General features: G+C 65.1%; 4 protein-coding genes and 1 tRNA gene. All 5 read right to left on the bottom strand.

The window, feature by feature from the left end:
* On the bottom strand, positions 1 to 1,753 hold a 1,753-nt coding region (locus tag AC5E6L_RS14435; protein ID WP_491774209.1), incomplete at its 3' end, for an indolepyruvate ferredoxin oxidoreductase family protein.
* A 312-nt stretch (positions 1,754 to 2,065) separates the two neighbouring features.
* Positions 2,066 to 2,142: transfer RNA gene (locus AC5E6L_RS14430), tRNA-Arg, on the bottom strand.
* 75 nt (positions 2,143 to 2,217) lie between these two features.
* On the bottom strand, positions 2,218 to 2,526 hold the full coding sequence (locus AC5E6L_RS14425; protein ID WP_491774207.1) for an ETC complex I subunit: 309 nt from the start codon (positions 2,524 to 2,526) through the stop codon (positions 2,218 to 2,220).
* Positions 2,527 to 2,804: 278 nt separating this feature from the next.
* On the bottom strand, positions 2,805 to 3,764 hold the full coding sequence (locus AC5E6L_RS14420) for a sugar-binding transcriptional regulator (protein ID WP_491774211.1): 960 nt from the start codon (positions 3,762 to 3,764) through the stop codon (positions 2,805 to 2,807).
* Between the two features lie 35 nt (positions 3,765 to 3,799).
* Positions 3,800 to 4,364, bottom strand: a 565-nt coding sequence (locus tag AC5E6L_RS14415) for an FGGY-family carbohydrate kinase (RefSeq protein ID WP_491774205.1), incomplete at its 5' end; no start/stop codon positions are given.

Below are 4,364 nucleotides of genomic sequence, written 5' to 3'. Positions count from 1 at the left end.
GATGGCGGATATCGGTGCCCGGCGCCAGATCCGGCGCGCCATAGGCGCCGATATCGTCGCTCATCAGGACGATCGGCGACACGCCCTCAGGGTGAAGCTGATGGGTAAGCTGCTGCGGGGTGAGCGTGCCGTCGAGCGGCTGGCCGCCGGTCATGGCGACGGCGTCATTGTAGAGCAGCTTGTAGGTCATGGTCGCGCCCGCGGCGACCGACTGGCGGATCGCCAGGATGCCCGAATGGAAATAGGTCCCGTCGCCCAGATTGGCGAACACGTGGCGCTCGTCCGTATAGCGGCCGACCGCCGTCCAGGGCACGCCCTCGCCGCCCATCTGGGTGAAGGTCTCGGTGTTACGGTCCATCCATTGGGCCATGTAATGGCAGCCGATGCCGGCCAGCGCGCGGCTGCCGTCCGGCACCCTGGTCGATGTGTTGTGCGGGCAGCCGCCGCAATAATGCGGTTGGCGGATCACCGCCGGCACATGGGCTTCGGCGTAGCGCTCGCGCTCTTCCAGATAGGCGAGCCGCGCCCTTATCTGCATGCGCAGGCCGTCATCGATGCCGTCGAGCCGCAGGACCCGGTCGGCGATGCCGCGCGCGACCGCGCCGACGGACAGCGCCTTGGAAAGCGACAGGAACGGCCGGTCGTCCTCGTCGAACTTGCCGACGATGCGCGGGCGCACGTCGGCGCGCCAGTTGAACAGGTGCATCTTGATCTGGTGCTCGATGATCTCGCGCCGCTCCTCGACGACGAGCACCTCTTCGAGCCCCTTGGAGAATTCGCGGATGCCCTCCGGCTCCAGCGGCCAGGTCATGCGCACCTTGTAGAGCCTGAGGCCGATATGGGCGGCCTCCCTTTCGCCGACACCAAGCTCGAACAGCGCCTGGCGCACATCCTCATAGGCCTTGCCGGACCCGGCGATGCCGAACCGCGCTTCCGGGCAATCCATGGCGATCTCGTCGACGCGGTTGGCGCGCGCGAAGGCCAGCGCGGCGTAGGGCTTGACCTCCTGCAAGCGCTGGTCCTGGACCAGCGGCGGATCGGGCCATCTGAGATTGACCCCGCCCGCGGGCAGGTCGAAGTCGGGAAGGACGAAGCGGCGGCCCTCGCCCGAAAGGTCGACGACCGACGTGGTCTCGACCGTATCGGAGATGAACTTCATGCCCACCCAAAGACCCGAAAAGCGCGACATGGCGATGCCGAGCAGGCCGAGTTCGACGAACTCATGGATCGATGAAGGGTAAAGGCACGGTATGATCGCGGCCGCGAACGCATGGTCGGACTGGTGCGGCACGGTCGAGGACTTGCAGGTGTGATCGTCGCCGGCCAGGCACAGAACGCCGCCATGGGGCGAGGTTCCGGCCGCGCTGGCGTGCTTGAAGGCGTCTCCGGACCGGTCGACGCCGGGTCCCTTGCCGTACCAGATGCCGAGCACGCCGTCCTTTCTGGCGCCGGGCGAAAGGCCGACCTGCTGCGTGCCCCAGACGGCGGTGGCGGCCAGTTCCTCGTTGACGCCGGGCTGGAAGGTCACGTCATGGGCATCGAGATGTGCCCTCGCCCGGACGAGTTGCTGGTCGTAGCCGCCCAGCGGCGAACCGCGATAGCCGCTCACGAAGGCGGCCGTGTTCAGGCTCGCGGCACGGTCGCGGCGCATCTGCGCCATGGGCAGGCGCACCAGCGCCTGCATGCCGCTCATATACACCGCGCCCTCGCGCGCGGTGTAGGTGTCGTCCAGGCGGACGGCATGGATGGTCATCGAATGTCCTCCCCGGGCGCCGTTCGGCGCGCCGAGCGGCACGGCCAATGCCCTCGCCCCTGCCCGGTCGCGGCGGCCGGTCGCCCCGCCGCACCGTTCGCACCAGCGGCGACGGTGCCGTGCCTGGCTGGTGTTTGCGATTGAGAAGCAATCTAGGGTGGAGATCGCGGCAGGCGCAAGCAAAACCGGATCACGGCCGCGTCAGCGGGGCGCGACCCGCTGATCAAGAGGTGAGATGCAAGGTGGGACGGCGAGACGGCCCACATTCACCTCATACTCTTTTCACAAGGCGCCATAAAGGCTTGAAAATGCTGGCGAACCCGGCAGGACTCGAACCTGCGACCTGATGATTAGAAGTCACCTGCTCTATCCAGCTGAGCTACGGGTCCATTCGGTGGCATATAGATGCGCGCAAGGCCGCGAAGCAATCGCGGCGATCGTGCCGGCGGCGGTCCGCGTTCCGCTCAGTGTGTCCAGGGCGTGCGGCGATCGTACTTAAAATTGTCCGCATAGGCCTGATTGCGACGCCTGGGCATCTGCGGCTCCTCGATCCGGTAGGCCAGGCCATGCTTTTCGGCATAGGCGACGGCCGCTTCCCTGGTCTCGAAGCGCAGCCGCACCTGCTGGCGCATGTCGGCGGAGGACGTATAGCCCATCAGCGGCTCGACCCGGCGCGGCTGCTCGCGGTCGAATTCAACAATCCAATGGCCGGTCTTGGCCTTGCCGGACTGCATGGCGGTCCTTGCCGGGCTGTATATGCGTACGCTGCTCATGGCCATTACCTCCGAGACGCGCCTCGATGCATGGTCGGAGCGGCAGGATTCGAACCTACAACCCTGCCGTCCCAAACCGATCCCGAGGACGGCGAATTTGGGAGATAGCTAGGTTTTCCTGAAAGGGTCAACGTGAACGTACGCAGAACATCGTAAGCGCGCACCCCACCTTGCGATTTTGCGGAGCGGACCACATTGCCGTGGTTTCCCGCTGGAACATGCAGGCGTGTTTTCATTGCAGGGGCTGCCGCGCGCGGGCGCGCCCGGTGCGCTTTTCGTCAAAGGTCCGCGTTCACCAGTCGCGCGGCGGTGAACTTGTCCGTGATCAGGATATCGATGACACCGGTCCTGAGAGCACCCAGGATGGCCTCGGTTTTCGAGCCGCCGCCGGCAAGCGCGATCACGCGGTCGACATGCGTCAGTTCCTCAAGGCTCATGCCGATGACCCGGTCATCCAGCGGGGTCTTGACGAGGCCACCCTCGGGGTCGAAAAAGCGCAGGCTCATGTCGCCGACGCCTCCGGCCTCCTTGATGGCGGCAAGCTCCCTTGAGGAAAACACATTGCCTGATCGCGCCAGCATGTCGGATGGTTCAATGGCACCGATGCCCACGATCGCAAGGGTGATCTGCTGGAAACGGTCGATCGTCTCGCGCACATAGGTATCGCCCAAAAGGATGAGCTTTGCTTCCCTGGACTGGGCAACGCCCGGTGCGCTCAAAAGATGCGCTTCCGCGCCCGTCAGCTTCGCCAATCGCGTCGTGAGCTGGTTCGCATGGCTCTGCACGGTCGGATCTCCGATCCCGCCGAGCGTCTGGACGACGGCCTTGGCCCGCCCGTTCCTCATGGGGTGGATGTTGTCCACCATCTTCAGGATGGTTTCGGACCAGCTGGAAACGCCTATGATCTCGCCGGCTTGCAGCGTGGTCTCCAAAAAATGGGCGGCCGCCTCTCCGATACGCGCCATGATTGGGCCGTTGCTGTCCTCGGAGCACTCGGTGACGATCGCTTCGTCAATGTCGAAGGCATCGCGCATGGCGGCTTCGAGCCAAGCGTAGGTTCCGCTTGGTGCCAGGACGGTCGTGCGGACGATTTCCTCTTCCTGCGCCCGCTTCAGCATCCGCGAGACGGTGGCCTGAGAAATCCGCAGGCGCTTTGCGATGTCGGCCTGACGCGCACCTTCAACGTGGTACATCTGGGCGATCCGCGCTATCAGTCTGAGTTCGTTCACGCGGGACACGGCATTAGCTCCATGATAACATTGGCTAATCTGTGCTAAACATCCAGTGCCGATCTCGCAATCGCATTCTTCCAGGCATCGACCGTCATCGACCGGACGCAAGCGGCCATGGAAGGGGCAATGGCCGGATCGTGCTTTGCCAGCCCGGCCACCTCGGCCGCGTCCGACCAGAAACCGATGGCAAGTCCCGCAAGGTGGGCGGCGCCTGCGGCCGATGATCGACTGCTATGGCCCGGCACGACCGGGTACTGCAAAAAGTCGGCGACCATCTGCATCAGGAACGCATTGCGGCTCGGTCCGCCATCGACGAACAGCCGGCCCAAACCTCCCCCCGCCTCGCTCATAATGTCGAAGACATCCATGACTTGCAGCGCCATGCTTTCGGCCGCAGCGCGCGCGATATGCGCCGGGCGGGTGCCGAACGATAATCCGCTGATCACGCCCCGAGCGTCCGGAAGCCAGTGCGGCGCGCCCAAGCCGACATGTGCCGGAACGAGCGAAACGCCCGCCGAGTCGGGAACGGTTTTTGCCAGCCCAAGCAGCGCGTCGACATCCTTCAACCCCAGCATCTCGACCGTCCAGGGCAGGACGGCCGCACTG

The organism is Roseitalea sp. (assembly GCF_984466335.1).
This window is presented reverse-complemented; position numbering and strand designations above follow the sequence as displayed.

Coding starts and splice junctions, on each gene's coding strand:
- AC5E6L_RS14425 (WP_491774207.1), bottom strand. CDS start 2,526: ATGAGCAGCGTACGCATATACAGCCCGGCAAGGACCGCCATGCAGTCC.